This window comes from Polaromonas sp. P1_F1 (assembly GCF_056405795.1).
In genome coordinates this window covers 187,662-199,621 of sequence record NZ_JBFUBJ010000004.1, presented here as the reverse complement: position 1 = coordinate 199,621, position 11,960 = coordinate 187,662, and the positions used below count along the sequence as shown (strand labels likewise).

The window sequence follows — 11,960 nt, the reverse complement described above, 5'->3', positions numbered from 1 at the left end:
ACCTGATTTGAGACAGGGAACGAAGTGCGGCCCGGGCAGTGTTCCGCCATTTTCGTTACAGTCGGCAAAGAGCCTTCCGGCCGCCTCAGGCCTTTCCTTTTTTTCGCCACTCGCGGCGACTCGCCCATGACCACCGAAACCAAAAAACTCTCCATGCTGCAGGTGCTGATCTGCGGCGCCACCATCGTCACGCTGTCCATGGGCATTCGCCACGGTTTTGGCCTCTGGCTGCAGCCCATCACGCAGGCGCAGGGCTGGACGCGCGAGACTTTTGCCTTTGCGCTGGCGGTGCAAAACCTGTCCTGGGGGGTGTTCGGCATTTTTGCCGGCATGGCGGCTGACCGCTTTGGCGCCTTCCGCGTGATCGTGGGCGGTGCCCTGCTGTACGGGCTGGGCCTGGTGGGCATGGCGCTGTCGCCCACCGGTTTCCTGTTCACCCTGACAGCCGGCGTGCTGATTGGTGCCGCGCAGGCCGGAACCACGTATGCCGTGATTTATGGCGTGATCGGGCGCAATATTTCGGCCGATAAACGCTCGTGGGCCATGGGCGTGGCCGCGGCGGCGGGCTCATTCGGCCAGTTCCTGATGGTGCCGACCGAAGGTTTCCTGATCAGCAGCCTGGGCTGGAAAGAGGCTTTACTGGTGCTGAGCGGCGCCGTGCTGCTGATTGCGCCGCTGGCATTGGGCCTGCGCGAAGGCGGTTTCACCGGCGGGCAGCCTGCCAAACGCGAGCAGACTATCCTTCAGGCGCTGCGCGAGGCTTTCAAGTACCCGAGCTTTCAATTGCTGATGGCGGGCTACTTTGTCTGCGGCTTCCAGGTGGTGTTCATCGGCGTCCACATGCCCAGCTACCTCAAGGACAAGGGCCTGTCGCCCCAAGTCGCAAGTTACGCGCTGGCGCTGATCGGCCTCTTTAATGTGTTCGGCACATACATTGCGGGCTCGCTGGGCCAGAAAATTGCCAAGCGCAAGATCCTGGCGACGATTTATCTCTCGCGCGCCATCGTGATCGCCGTGTTCCTGGCGGCACCGCTCAGCCCCTTGAGCGTCTACATCTTTGCCAGCCTGATGGGCCTGCTATGGCTGTCGACCATCCCGCCGACCAATGCCGTCGTGGCGCAGATCTTCGGCATCCAGCACTTGTCGATGCTGGGTGGCTTTATCTTCTTCAGCCACCAGATCGGCTCCTTCCTGGGCGTCTGGCTGGGCGGCTATTTATATGACCGCACGGGCAGCTACGACATCGTCTGGTACATCGCGATTGCATTGGGCGTGTTTGCCGCGCTGGTGAACCTGCCGGTTCGTGAATCACCGATTGCACGCGCGGCCGTGCCCCAAGGGGCCTGACGTGGCCAAAAGAATCGGCCTGTGGACGCTTGCGATCATCGCGTCGCTGGGGGTGTTTGCCCTCTACACACGGCCGGATTTCCTGTTCACACTCGCCAACCAGGTCTGGGCCTGCTTCTAGCGCAAGGCCCTGCCTGGGGGTTTTATGTGTGTTTTGGGCTGCGGCCCAATCAGGACGGGCGCAAGCAGCTATGAAAACAATAGTAATTACCGGAGCCTCAGACGGCATAGGCGCTGAAATGGCGCGGCAATTGGCCAAAACCCACGGCGCCGGCGTGGCGCTGGTGCTGGCCGCGCGCAATGAAGCACTGCTCAATGAGGTTGCGGGCCAATGCGTTGCCCACGGGGCACTGACCCTGGCCGTCAAAACCGATGTGTCGCAAGAGGACCAATGCCGCCAACTGGTGGCCGCCGCCATCGGCCGGTTCGGGCAAATCGATGCCTTGATCAACAACGCAGGCATGTCGGCGCAAGCCCTTTTTGAAGACGTCAAGGCCCAGGACCTGGCCTGGTACGAACAGTTAATGCGCATCAACCTCTGGGGCAGCGTCTGGTGCACCCATGCCGCACTGCCGTATTTAAAAGTGCGCCACGGCAGCATCGTGGCGGTCTCCAGCCTGGCAGGCCTGATCGGCGTGCCCGGCCGCACCGCCTACAGCGCCACCAAATTCGCCATGACGGGCTTCTTCGAGGCATTGCGGGCCGAGCTTAAAACGGCCGGTGTCAGCGTAACGACGGCCTACCCGGGCGTGGTCGCCACCCGCATCCGCCACCGTGGCTTCAACGCGGCCGGCGTGGCGGCAGGTGCCAGCGGCCTGAAAGAAGACGACGCCATGAGTGTCGAGGAATGCGCGCGGCTCATCCTTGAGGGCATGGAGCGCCGGGAACGCGAGGTGGTCATGACGGCCAAGGGCAAGCTGGGCCGCTGGCTCAAGCTGATCGCGCCGAGCCGGGTCGAGGCGATGGCGCACGCCGCGCTCAAAGATGACGTAAGACCCTACTGATGGAAAACAATGCGCATGGCACGGAACCACCCTCCGCCTGGGTGCAGCGCTGGTCGCACCTGGTGCCCCAGGGTGGCATGGTGCTGGACGTGGCCTGCGGCCATGGCCGCCACGCGCGCTGGTTTCATGAGAAAGAACATCCTCTGACCCTTGTAGACCGTGCGCAAGCAGCTATCGAATTCATAGCATCAGCTCTTCCCACACGCCCCGCCCAAACCGTTGAAGCCGTGGTGGCCGACATTGAGGAGGGTCCCTGGCCCTTTGAAGGACGACAGTTTGAGGCCGTCATCGTCACCAATTACCTGTGGCGCCCGCTCCTGCCCGCGCTGCTGGCCAGTCTGGCGCCGGGTGGCGTGCTGATTTACGAAACTTTTACGCAGGGCAATGAAACGGTGGGCAAACCCTCGCGCCCCGACTTTTTGCTGCGTCCCGGTGAATTGCTGCAGGTCTGCCAGGGCTTGAGAGTGGTGGCCTTCGAGGAGGGTTTTGAGGAGCGTCCGCCACGATTTGTCCAGCGCATCGCCGCCGTCCGCGAATCAGCCACCACTGCGGGTTTATCCGCCCCCCTTCATACCGCGGAGGGGGCTCCACCCCGCTATAGACTGACCTAGGCTCTGGGTAGAATGCAGGATTGGCCTTTTCCGGGGCCGGCTTGAAGCTGTTCAGGCCGGAACACCCCAGATACCTGCATGGCCGCGAACGTTTACAAGCAGAGCATGAAACCCATTACTGGCAGCATCGTTGCACTGGCAACGCCCTTGCACGAAGACGGCAGCGTAGATTACCCCACCCTGCGCAAGCTGGTTGACTGGCACATTGCCGAAGGGACCGACTGCATCGGCGTGGTCGGCACCACCGGCGAATCCCCAACCGTCAATGTCGAAGAACATTGCGAAATCATCCGGGTGTCGGTGGAGCAAGCCAAAAAGCGCGTGCCTATCATGGCCGGCTGCGGCGCCAACTCAACCGCCGAAGCCATCGAATTGGCCAAATTTGCCAAAGGCGTCGGCGCGGACTGCCAGCTGCAGGTCGTTCCCTATTACAACAAGCCCACCCAGGAAGGCCAGTACCGGCACTTCAAGGCGATTGCGGAAGCGGTTGGCGACCTCCCCACCGTGCTTTACAACGTGCCCGGCCGCACCGTCGCCGATATGGCGCATGCCACCGTGCTGCGCCTGGCCCAGGTGCCCGGCATTGTCGGCATCAAGGAAGCCACCGGCAACATCGAGCGCGCCCAGTGGCTGATCAAGGAAGTGCCCAAGGGCTTTGCCGTGTATTCAGGCGACGACCCGACCGCCGTGGCGCTGATGCTTTGCGGCGGCCAGGGCAATGTCAGCGTGACGGCCAACGTCGCGCCTCGCCTCATGCACGAGCTGTGCGTGGCCGCCGTGGCCGGCGATGCCCGCCGCGCCATGGAGCTGCAACTTAAATTGCTGCCGCTGCATCGAAACCTGTTTGTCGAAGCCAACCCGATTCCCGTCAAGTGGGCCATGGCCCGGATGGGCCTTTGCGGCGGCACATTGCGCCTGCCGATGACGCCGCTGGAAACATCGAACGAAGCCGCCGTGGAAAGCGCCCTGCGCATCTGCGGCCTGGTCTGATTTGCCTGATCTGATTTTTAAGGGAACCCAAGTGAAGATATTGCCAACACATCCTGCATTTTCCAAAGCCCGGAGCGCCGCCACCGTGTCTGCACTGGTTGCCCTCGGTCTGCTCGCCGGCTGCTCCTCCATCAGGGATGTGATGGAAGGCGAACGCGTCGACTACAAAAGCAGCGGCGCCAAAGCCCCTTCCCTGGCGATCCCTCCCGACCTCACACAACTGAGCCGCGAAACCCGTTATGTGGTGCCCGGCACCGCGGTGTCCGCCAGCAGCTACCAGGTAGGCCAGCCAACCCAGGCCGTGCAGACAGCCGCTGTGACCGTGGGCGACGTTCGCATCGAGCGCGCGGGAAGCCAGCGCTGGCTGGTGGTGAACCGGCCCGCAGACAAGCTCTGGACGCCCGTGCGTGATTTCTGGCTGGAGAGCGGCTTCCTGCTGTCCCAGGACCAGGAAAACCTCGGCATCATGGAAACCGATTACGCTGAAAACCGCGCCAAGCTCCCGCAGGATTTCATCCGCAACACCATCGGCAAAGTATTCGACAGCCTTTACTCCACCGGTGAACGCGACAAGTTCCGCACACGGCTGGAGCGCCGTCCTGATGGCGGCACGGAAATCTATGTCAGCCACCGCGGCATGGTCGAGGTGTTGACCGGCGTCAAAGCCGGCCAAACCGGCGGCGACAGCACCATGTGGCAACCGCGCCCTGCCGACCCGGAGCTGGAAGCCGAATTCCTGCGGCGCCTGATGGTCAAGCTGGGTGTCACGCAAGAGCAATCGAAGGCCCTGGTGGCCGCCGGTGCAGACAAACAGACCTCGCGGATCGCCACTGTCAACAGCCAGCCCGTCGTGCAGATCGACGAAGGCTTTGAACGTGCATGGCGCCGCGTCGGCCTGGCACTGGACCGCACCGGCTTCACGGTTGAAGATCGCGACCGCAGCCAGGGAACCTACTTCGTGCGCTACGTCGAGCCCATCGTGAACAAAACCGAGCCCGGTTTCTTCAGCAAGCTGTTCAGCGGCTCGCCAGCCGCCGTGCCGCCGTTGAAGTACCGTATCGCCGTCAAGAGCCAGGGTGAAAGCACCACGGTATCGGTCCTCAATGCCCAGGGCGCCCCTGAAGCATCGGCCAATGCCCAGCGCATCATCCAGGTGATTGCCGACGATCTGCGATAAATCCCGGTTCGTGACCCTGTTCATCCCGACTGACGATTCCATACCGGTGTGTTGAGGTTCAAAAGTCTGGGCAGTGGCAGTTCAGGCAATGCCACACTGGTTGAAGCGTCAGGAATCACGCCGCTTCGCGTTCTTGTCGACTGCGGGCTAGGGCTCAAGCACCTGCTCTACAGGCTCGGTGAGGCGGGCCTGCAACCCGAAGACATTCACGCCGTGTTCATCACCCATGAGCACGGTGACCACGTCGGTTGCGCCCGGTCACTGTCGCTTCGCTACCGGATCCCGGTCTGGATGAGCCATGGCACCCACGCAGGCATAGGGGCACCGGATTTTGACGGGTTGCTGCACAAGGCGCGCGACGGTAAAGCCATTGACCTCGGCGGCATGCAGCTGACGCCTTTTACGGTGCCCCACGATGCCCGGGAACCCCTGCAACTGAGCTGTACCGACGGATCGGCAAAGCTGGGCATCCTCACTGATCTCGGTCATGCCACTTCGCATGTACTGGAAAACCTTGGGGGCTGCGACGCCCTGATGCTGGAGTGCAACCACGATTCCGACATGCTGGCCCAATCGTCCTATCCCGCATTCCTGAAGCGGCGGGTGGGCGGCCAATTTGGGCATCTTTCCAATACGGCCGCAGCGGATGTCGCCCGCGGCGTCATGCATCAGGGGCTACGCTACCTGGTGGCAGCCCATCTCAGCGCGCAAAACAACCGGCCGGAGCTGGTGCAAAACCTGATGGCCGCAGCCGTGGGTTGGGACGCGGAAGACATCATTGTGGCCAGGCCCGACGTCGGCACACGCTGGATCCATATCTGAGGAAGGGTCGTGGGCCCTGCAATGCGGGTGCATGCCGTCCATCGCGGCAAACAAGCGTCCATAAAAAAGCCGCCTCGCGGCGGCTTTTTTCGACTCGCTGAAGAATTACTTCGCAGCGCTGGCTGGAGCGGCCGTAGCAGCGGCTGCAGCGGCAGCGGCGTCAGCAGCAGGTGCCGAGGCGGCAGCAGCCGGAGCGGATGCAGCAGCGGCAGGAGCCGATGCGTCAGCAGCAGGGGCTGGAGCTGGAGCTGGTGCAGCAACTGGTGCCGGTGCTGGAGCTTCTTCTTTCTTGCCGCAAGCAGCCAGAGCAACAGCGGCAACGATAGCTGCCAAAACGAGTGACTTGTTCATTTTTACGATCCTTGATGATATTTAAGAAAACAATTTCCGGAAATTGCCAAAAGAAAACCCAAACCGGAATTCAAGTTATTTTTGACCGGGGAAAGGACTCGAGCTCTTTCTACCCAGCTTTAAATTATATGCCGGATATTACAAATGGGAACGCAAGCCGGAAAACCCTAAGCCAGCCTTTACAGGCCCTTAGCGCCCTCAGACGCACAAATGCCCGCCTTAAAGCCCCAGCGTGGTGGCGGGGAACGACGGCGAACTTTTCAGCAAACGCTCATTGATCCGCTCCCTCAACGCCACCCGCCTGGCAACCTCAGAGCCGGCAATGCCAGTGCAGCGCTGCACATCCAGCCGCTCAAAGACCCAGCCGGGGCCGAGCAAGGCGCTGGGCATATCGTCCGCCGCGCCCGACGTATTGGCGCGGCATTCCACAATGTGCGCCCAGGTACGCCGCCAGGTGACGAACCGGGCGTGCCGCCTGACCACTTCATCGTAGTTTTTGGCCAGCATCGTGAATTTCCGGCCCGTCATGGACCAATCATTCAGCGCCTGAACGACTGCACGTTCTCCCAGGGGCCAGTCTTCGAAATCGGGATCGCACACAATGATTTCGCGCCAACCCTGTGCGGCTGCCGCTGAAAGCGACTGCCTGATCAACTCCGTGAAATCGCTGCGGCCAGTAAACCGGCCTTCCAGCAAGGCAGGCGGCAGGGCAGAACTGGTTTTTTCCGTATCCATAAAACGTCTCCAGGCTGTTTGGCAAGCAGGTCAGTCGTCTTCCGCAGGCAGCGTCTGCCGCAGCCAGCCCGCGTCGTGCCAGTCGCCCAGCAGCGCGATGGCCGATGCGCCAGCCTTGCGCAGCTCCCGGGGGGCCAGGCTGCGCTGGTCGGCCAGGCGGTGCATCAGGGCAGCATCGGCACCTTTGGCGCGATAGCTCTCGCCATTGATAAACACATGGTCGCTGTCATACATCATCCGCGTGCGTGTGTCGAGATGCACGCCGGCACTCCCCTGCCGCGCCGCATCGGCGTTCCACTCGCACTCCACCTCATCGAACCATACCGAGGGCTTGGGTTCGGTCATGTATTCACCCAGGGCGCAAGCCACGGCCAGGGGATCTTTCAACGCGTCCAGAACGGCCTGGCCGGCGAAGGCCGTAAGCTCTGACGGCATGGCAGCCGGTGTTGCGGTTGCGGCCTGCCCCGCATCGCGGTACAGGCGGGGCCGTGCCTTGCGGCCGATTTCTTCCGCGGCAGATTCATCGCCCTCATGGCGCTCGTCCTCAGTGAACTCGGCCAGGCGATGCAGCAGTTCCGCGGCCAGTTCTCCCTGTGCAGGCGACCTGAATCCGATGGAATATGTCATGCAATCTGCAGGTTTTCCATCGGCCTGCAGCGACGCCTCGGCAATGCCGTCGTGGGCATAGCGCGGAGGCAGGTAGAGCATGTCGCCCGCCTCCAGTACAAACTCTTCCTCAGGAACAAAATTCCGTAGGATTTTCAGCGGCACATCTTCCTGCAGCGTCAGGTCATTCTGCCGCCCGATCTTCCATCTCCGCCGGCCGCTGGCCTGCAACAGGAACACGTCATAGCTGTCAAAGTGCGGCCCAACGCCGCCGCCGGGCGTAGCAAACGAAATCATCAGGTCGTCGAGCCGGGCATCAGGCACAAAACGGAACTTCTGCAAAAGCGCATGCGCGCCGGCGTCATGCAGATCCACCCCCTGCACCAGCAAGGTCCAGGCTTTCTGGCTCAGCGGCGGGAGGCTTCGCGCGGCAAAAGGCCCCTGTTTCATCCGCCATCCCTTGGGCTGCTGGACAATCAGCCGGGACTCGACTTGCTCACGCGACGCGAGCCTGAACAGTGCTGCGCGGCTGAGCACAGGTTGCAGCCCCGGCAGCGCCTGGCGGATGAGAAGCGGCTTTTTTTGCCAGTGCCGGCGCATGAATTGCGCCGGGCTCAGGCCGGCGAGGAGCTCTAGAGATTGATTTACATCCATGGGACAATTGTCGGATGAAAATCACCCCGCAATGCGTCGTAGCCCTGACATGGACGCTGAAAGACACTCTGGGCGATGTGCTGGACGAGCTGGACGAACCCATCGAGTTTTTACTCGGCGGCGATGACCTCCTCGCGAAGATCGAGGAGGCACTGCAAGGCCATGAAGCCGGAGAGAAGCTTGAGCTGCACCTTGAGCCCGAAAATGCCTTCGGTGACTACGACGAGAATCTGGTTTTCCTCGAACCCCGCAAGATTTTTCCCGCCGAACTGGAAGAAGGCATGACCTTCGACGGCATGGCCCTTCCGCCAGGAAGCAGCGGGCAAGCGCCTCATGATCATATTTACACCGTGACCGAGATCTACCCCGATCACGTCGTGCTCGATGGCAACCATCCCCTTGCGGGCATTGCCATCCGGTTGAACCTCAAGGTTGAAGCCGTGCGCGAAGCCAGCGAAGAGGAAATCGGCCAGGGATCACTTGGCACCGGTTTTTTTAAACTTGAGCCGATCACGCCGGGAAGTGGCACGCTGCACTGAGACAGGTGTGATTCCGGACGTAAAAAAAGCCGACCATCCCCTGCGGGAGTAGCCGGCTCTTTAAAGGCGGATGAACCGCAGCGTTACATGATCCGGTTGATCTGGCCGTTTTCAATCTTTACGCGGTCTCCCACGCGAAGGTTGCCGTAGCTGGGCACGTCGTAGGCGCGTGAGCTGCCATTGTCCAGTTGCACGGAGACGCGATAGCTCTCACGAATGGTCGCGTTGCGGTTCTTTTCAATGGCGTTACCGGCCACCGCACCGCCCACCGCACCCACCACGGTTGCCGCATCCTTGCCGCTGCCGCCACCGATCTGGTGACCCACCACAGCACCCGCCACACCGCCCAGCACAGCACCCACGCCAGAGCCGCGGCCTTTTTCCGTAGTCTGGATGGCTTCCACATTGATGACCCGCCCATACTCTACATAGTTATTTTGCTGATTGGCAGGGTAGGACGAAGAAGCAGGATAGGTTGAAGTGGTGGCCGGATAGGACGAATCGCCGCTCGGGCTCATGGGCGCGCAAGCGGCCAAGCCCACCAGTGCCAGCACGGCAGAAGCCGAGGAAATAAAGCGGAATGTGTTTTGCATGAGTCTCTCCTGTTAATAAGTTCATGAGCTTCCCGGCCCCTGTCATCGGCTTCACGCTAGCGAGAAGCCGATACCAGGAGCGCGGAGACTCCCATGACCCATTAAGGGCACGCCGCAGCAAATACAAGGTGGGGATTAGAGCTGTCGCGGCGTGGGAGCCGTGTCGCAGGGGTTGTAGGAAAACACCCTCCCTGACGCCTTTTGCCCGCCAGCCGTTCAGGCTTTGCCCGTGGAGCCGTACCCGCCTTCGCCACGCTCACTGGCGGGAAATTCCGCCACCACATTGAACTGCGCCTGCACCACGGGCACGATCATCAGCTGCGCAATCCGCTCCATCGGCTCGATGGTGAATGGCACGTCGCTGCGATTCCAGGCGCTGACCATCAGCTGCCCCTGATAGTCACTGTCAATCAGGCCAACCAGATTGCCCAGCACGATGCCGTGCTTGTGGCCCAGCCCCGAACGCGGCAGGATGAGCGCGGCATAGCCGGGGTCGTGCAGGTAAATCGCAATGCCGGTCGGTACCAGTTGCCAGGCGTTGGCGGTCAGCGTGAGCGGCGTGTCCAGACAGGCACGCAGGTCCAGGCCGGCGCTGCCGGGCGTTGCGTAGGCGGGAAGGTTGCCCTGAAGGCGGGGATCGAGAATTTTGACGTCGATTTGCATGAACTATTTTTTCTTGGGTAGTTGATTTTTCCGGGCTTCTTCGGCTGCTTGCCGGGCGAGCTCACGCAGACGCTGCACCAGTGCGCCGGATGAATGACGGTTGGCCTGGAAGACCGCCCACGCCCCGTACACCAGCAGCGCGGGCAGAAACAGGAATCCGGCGCCGGGCATCACCTCGGACAGCACCTGCGTTGCGATCCAAAGGATGACGACCCATTTGACGTGGGTTAGAAAGGCGGCGCCGGTGGCCACGACGGCCACGGGTTTGGACGGGGGCGTAGCGGTGCTCGCCGAAGACGGGGCGCGGAGCGAAATCTTGTCCTGCGGCTCAAGCCGGTCTTTATGGACGCCTGGCGCGTTCGCGTTTGTCAGGCGTTCCACATAGCTGACGAAATCGCCGTCAGGCGGCGTGTTCGAGGGAAGGTTCATGGTGCAGCCGCTTTCCCGTTGGACGGCGGCGCCATCCGGGTTGCGATCTCTGCCACCAGCTGGCGCGCCAGTGAGAGCTTGGAAGCCCTGGGTAGCGCGGTGCTGCCTTGCGCATCCACCAGCAGCAAAGCATTGTGGTCCTGCCCGAAGGTATCCGGGCCAATGTTGCCGACCAGCAGCGGCACTTTTTTGCGCAGGCGCTTGGCTTCTGCGTTGTCAGCCAGATCATGACTTTCAGCCGCAAAGCCCACGCAAAACAGCTGGCCGGCCTGGGCTGCAGGCGACTGCGCGACAGTGGCCAGGATGTCCGTATTTTCGGTAAACACCAGCTGCGGCGTCTGGCCGGAGCCGTCTTTCTTGATCTTCTGCGTTGAAGGCGCTGCCGGCCGCCAGTCGGCGACGGCCGCCGTTGCTATAAAAATAGTAGCTGCTTGCGCACGTCCTGTAACGGCTTCAAGCATATTTTGTGCAGATTTGACGTCAACGCGAGTGACCCCGCGTGGCGTGGGCAGCCCGACCGGACCCGCAACAAGGGTGACCTCAGCCCCCGCTTCGTGCGCAGCCCGCGCAATGGCAAAACCCATTTTCCCGCTCGACAGGTTGGTGACGCCGCGCACAGGGTCTATGGCCTCATAGGTCGGGCCGGCCGTGACCAGCACATGCTGCCCAGCCAGCACCTTGGGCGCAAAGAAGGCAATCAGGTCTTCGAGGATCTGCTCTGGCTCCAGCATGCGTCCGTCGCCGGTCTCGCCGCAAGCCTGGAAACCGCTGCCCACACCCAGTACCGTGGCACCATCAGCATCCAGTTGAATAAAGTTGCGTTGCGTGGCGGGGTGCGCGTACATCTCACGGTTCATGGCCGGGGCCACCAGCAGCGGGACCTTGTCGATGGGCCGGGCCAGGCACATCAGGCTCAGCAGGTCGTCGGCACGCCCATGAAGCAGCTTGGCCATGAAATCGGCGCTCATGGGCGCAACCAGGATCGCATCGGATTCACGCGACAGGTTGATGTGCGCCATGTTGTTCGCTTCACGGCTGTCCCACTGGCTGCTGTAGACCGGCCGTCCGCTCAGGGCCTGCATGGTGACGGGCGTGATGAACTGCTCGGCAGCTTCGGTCATGACCACCTGCACCGTGGCACCCGCCTTGATCAGCGCCCGGCACAGTTCAGCGGCCTTGTAGCAGGCAATGCCACCCGACAGGCCCAGCACGATGTGTCTGCCGGCCAGGTCCAGGGCTTCATTGCCGTCCGGGCCGCTTCCCATAGGATTCACTTGATTCGTCATGTTCCGCAATGTATCTCAGTTGGAGGAAAGGCCCCCACGCTTTTCGCTTCGCGTAATGCGCTGCCCCCCGAGGGGGCGCTGCGCCTGCGGCCCGGCTAAGCCGGTTCCGCGGCCCCGGCTTGCTTGGTCAACACCGGCCAGCCTTACGTGGGC

14 protein-coding genes are annotated in these 11,960 nt (G+C 62.0%); 7 read left to right on the top strand and 7 right to left on the bottom strand.

What is annotated here, in order from left to right; all coding sequences use genetic code 11:
* The first annotated feature begins 126 nt into the window (after nucleotides 1-126).
* From AC1DZE_RS13180 to AC1DZE_RS13155, 6 genes are all read left to right on the top strand, one after another.
* The gene (locus tag AC1DZE_RS13180) at nucleotides 127-1,347 is read left to right on the top strand and encodes an MFS transporter (protein WP_477671112.1); all 1,221 of its coding nucleotides are present in this window, start codon (nucleotides 127-129) and stop codon (nucleotides 1,345-1,347) included.
* A gap of 191 nt (nucleotides 1,348-1,538) precedes the next feature.
* Nucleotides 1,539-2,351 carry an SDR family oxidoreductase gene (locus AC1DZE_RS13175; protein ID WP_477700166.1) on the top strand — a complete coding sequence of 271 codons (813 nt, stop codon included), beginning with the start codon at nucleotides 1,539-1,541 and terminating at the stop codon, nucleotides 2,349-2,351.
* Nucleotides 2,351-2,962, top strand: coding sequence for a class I SAM-dependent methyltransferase (locus AC1DZE_RS13170; protein ID WP_477700165.1), 612 nt, complete (start codon nucleotides 2,351-2,353; stop codon nucleotides 2,960-2,962). Before AC1DZE_RS13175 ends, AC1DZE_RS13170 begins: the two co-directional genes overlap by 1 nt.
* Before the next feature lie 105 nt (nucleotides 2,963-3,067).
* On the top strand, nucleotides 3,068-3,952 hold the full coding sequence (gene dapA, locus AC1DZE_RS13165) for a 4-hydroxy-tetrahydrodipicolinate synthase (protein ID WP_457278927.1): 885 nt from the start codon (nucleotides 3,068-3,070) through the stop codon (nucleotides 3,950-3,952).
* Nucleotides 3,953-3,983: 31 nt separating this feature from the next.
* Nucleotides 3,984-5,129, top strand: a complete 1,146-nt coding sequence (gene bamC, locus AC1DZE_RS13160) for an outer membrane protein assembly factor BamC (protein ID WP_477671115.1) — start codon at nucleotides 3,984-3,986, stop codon at nucleotides 5,127-5,129.
* A 48-nt stretch (nucleotides 5,130-5,177) separates the two neighbouring features.
* The gene (locus AC1DZE_RS13155; RefSeq protein ID WP_477671116.1) at nucleotides 5,178-5,951 is read left to right on the top strand and encodes an MBL fold metallo-hydrolase; all 774 of its coding nucleotides are present in this window, start codon (nucleotides 5,178-5,180) and stop codon (nucleotides 5,949-5,951) included.
* A gap of 105 nt (nucleotides 5,952-6,056) precedes the next feature.
* On the opposite strand, the gene AC1DZE_RS13150 is transcribed toward AC1DZE_RS13155, so the two are convergent.
* The 3 genes from AC1DZE_RS13150 to AC1DZE_RS13140 form a co-directional block, all read right to left on the bottom strand.
* A complete protein-coding gene (locus AC1DZE_RS13150; protein ID WP_477671117.1) occupies nucleotides 6,057-6,302 on the bottom strand; it encodes a hypothetical protein in 246 nt (81 codons plus the stop codon).
* A gap of 219 nt (nucleotides 6,303-6,521) precedes the next feature.
* Nucleotides 6,522-7,037 carry a hypothetical protein gene (locus tag AC1DZE_RS13145; protein ID WP_477671118.1) on the bottom strand — a complete coding sequence of 172 codons (516 nt, stop codon included), beginning with the start codon at nucleotides 7,035-7,037 and terminating at the stop codon, nucleotides 6,522-6,524.
* A 30-nt stretch (nucleotides 7,038-7,067) separates the two neighbouring features.
* Complete coding sequence (locus AC1DZE_RS13140) at nucleotides 7,068-8,297, bottom strand: JmjC domain-containing protein (protein WP_477671119.1); 1,230 nt, start codon at nucleotides 8,295-8,297, stop codon at nucleotides 7,068-7,070.
* Between the two features lie 14 nt (nucleotides 8,298-8,311).
* Between AC1DZE_RS13140 and AC1DZE_RS13135 the strand changes: the two genes are divergently transcribed.
* Entirely contained in the window at nucleotides 8,312-8,836 is a 525-nt protein-coding gene (locus AC1DZE_RS13135; RefSeq protein ID WP_457278933.1) for an FKBP-type peptidyl-prolyl cis-trans isomerase, read from the top strand.
* 83 nt (nucleotides 8,837-8,919) lie between these two features.
* Here the strand turns inward: AC1DZE_RS13135 and AC1DZE_RS13130 are convergent, their stop codons facing one another.
* The 4 genes from AC1DZE_RS13130 to coaBC all read right to left on the bottom strand — a co-directional run bounded on the left by AC1DZE_RS13130 (nucleotide 8,920) and on the right by coaBC (nucleotide 11,807).
* Nucleotides 8,920-9,429 carry an outer membrane lipoprotein gene (locus AC1DZE_RS13130; protein ID WP_477671121.1) on the bottom strand — a complete coding sequence of 170 codons (510 nt, stop codon included), beginning with the start codon at nucleotides 9,427-9,429 and terminating at the stop codon, nucleotides 8,920-8,922.
* 216 nt (nucleotides 9,430-9,645) lie between these two features.
* Nucleotides 9,646-10,092, bottom strand: a complete 447-nt coding sequence (gene dut / locus AC1DZE_RS13125; protein WP_477674353.1) for a dUTP diphosphatase — start codon at nucleotides 10,090-10,092, stop codon at nucleotides 9,646-9,648.
* A gap of 3 nt (nucleotides 10,093-10,095) precedes the next feature.
* Complete coding sequence (locus tag AC1DZE_RS13120) at nucleotides 10,096-10,521, bottom strand: hypothetical protein (protein ID WP_477700164.1); 426 nt, start codon at nucleotides 10,519-10,521, stop codon at nucleotides 10,096-10,098.
* Nucleotides 10,518-11,807: a bifunctional phosphopantothenoylcysteine decarboxylase/phosphopantothenate--cysteine ligase CoaBC gene (coaBC, locus tag AC1DZE_RS13115; RefSeq protein ID WP_477700163.1), complete on the bottom strand. Its 1,290-nt coding sequence runs from the start codon at nucleotides 11,805-11,807 to the stop codon at nucleotides 10,518-10,520. Before coaBC ends, AC1DZE_RS13120 begins: the two co-directional genes overlap by 4 nt.
* Between the last annotated feature and the right edge of the window lie 153 nt (nucleotides 11,808-11,960).

What these genes read in the sequence shown, in the direction of transcription:
- AC1DZE_RS13180 (WP_477671112.1), top strand. Translation starts at nt 127, where the DNA reads ATGACCACCGAAACCAAAAAACTCTCCATGCTGCAGGTGCTGATCTGC.
- AC1DZE_RS13175 (WP_477700166.1), top strand. Translation starts at nt 1,539, where the DNA reads ATGAAAACAATAGTAATTACCGGAGCCTCAGACGGCATAGGCGCTGAA.
- AC1DZE_RS13170 (WP_477700165.1), top strand. Translation starts at nt 2,351, where the DNA reads ATGGAAAACAATGCGCATGGCACGGAACCACCCTCCGCCTGGGTGCAG.
- dapA (WP_457278927.1), top strand. Translation starts at nt 3,068, where the DNA reads ATGAAACCCATTACTGGCAGCATCGTTGCACTGGCAACGCCCTTGCAC.
- AC1DZE_RS13150 (WP_477671117.1), bottom strand. Translation starts at nt 6,302, where the DNA reads ATGAACAAGTCACTCGTTTTGGCAGCTATCGTTGCCGCTGTTGCTCTG.
- AC1DZE_RS13145 (WP_477671118.1), bottom strand. Translation starts at nt 7,037, where the DNA reads ATGGATACGGAAAAAACCAGTTCTGCCCTGCCGCCTGCCTTGCTGGAA.
- AC1DZE_RS13140 (WP_477671119.1), bottom strand. Translation starts at nt 8,297, where the DNA reads ATGGATGTAAATCAATCTCTAGAGCTCCTCGCCGGCCTGAGCCCGGCG.
- AC1DZE_RS13135 (WP_457278933.1), top strand. Translation starts at nt 8,312, where the DNA reads ATGAAAATCACCCCGCAATGCGTCGTAGCCCTGACATGGACGCTGAAA.
- AC1DZE_RS13130 (WP_477671121.1), bottom strand. Translation starts at nt 9,429, where the DNA reads ATGCAAAACACATTCCGCTTTATTTCCTCGGCTTCTGCCGTGCTGGCA.
- dut (WP_477674353.1), bottom strand. Translation starts at nt 10,092, where the DNA reads ATGCAAATCGACGTCAAAATTCTCGATCCCCGCCTTCAGGGCAACCTT.
- AC1DZE_RS13120 (WP_477700164.1), bottom strand. Translation starts at nt 10,521, where the DNA reads ATGAACCTTCCCTCGAACACGCCGCCTGACGGCGATTTCGTCAGCTAT.
- coaBC (WP_477700163.1), bottom strand. Translation starts at nt 11,807, where the DNA reads ATGACGAATCAAGTGAATCCTATGGGAAGCGGCCCGGACGGCAATGAA.